We start from the raw sequence: 594 nt of genomic DNA, 5'->3' as shown, positions 1-594 counted from the left end.
GGCAAGGACTCGATCGTGATGCTGCGGCTGGCGCAGAAGGCGTTCGCGCCGGGGCGGATCCCGTTCCCGGTGATGCACGTCGACACCGGCCACAACTTCCCCGAGGTGCTCGAATACCGGGACCGCCGGGTGGACGAGCTGGGGTTGCAGCTGATCGTGGCGTCGGTGCCGGATGCGATCGCGCGTGGGCTGGTGTCGGAGCCGGCCGGTGGTTCGCGGAATCGGATTCAGACTCCGGTGTTGCTGGATGCGGTGGACAAGTACCGGTTTGATGCGCTGTTCGGTGGTGCGCGCCGGGATGAGGAGAAGGCCCGGGCCAAGGAGCGGGTGTTCTCGTTCCGGGACGAGTTCGGGCAGTGGGATCCGAAGAATCAGCGGCCTGAGCTGTGGTCGTTGTACAACGGGCGGCATCATCCGGGTGAGTCGATCCGGGTGTTCCCGTTGTCGAACTGGACCGAGCTGGACATCTGGCATTACATCGCGCGGGAGGAGATCCCGCTGCCGTCGATCTATTACGCGCATGAGCGTGAGGTCGTGAACCGGGACGGGATGCTGTTCGCGGTCAACGAGTTCATCTCGGCGCGGGCCGGTGAG

1 protein-coding gene is annotated in these 594 nt (G+C 65.3%); it reads left to right on the top strand.

Annotated features, from left to right (window positions below; all coding sequences use genetic code 11):
- Nucleotides 1-594, top strand: a 594-nt coding sequence (gene cysD, locus Cba03nite_RS39475; RefSeq protein WP_203757732.1) for a sulfate adenylyltransferase subunit CysD, incomplete at both ends; no start/stop codon positions are given.

This window comes from Catellatospora bangladeshensis (assembly GCF_016862575.1).
In the GTDB taxonomy this organism is placed as follows: domain Bacteria; phylum Actinomycetota; class Actinomycetes; order Mycobacteriales; family Micromonosporaceae; genus Catellatospora; species Catellatospora bangladeshensis.
This window is presented reverse-complemented; position numbering and strand designations above follow the sequence as displayed.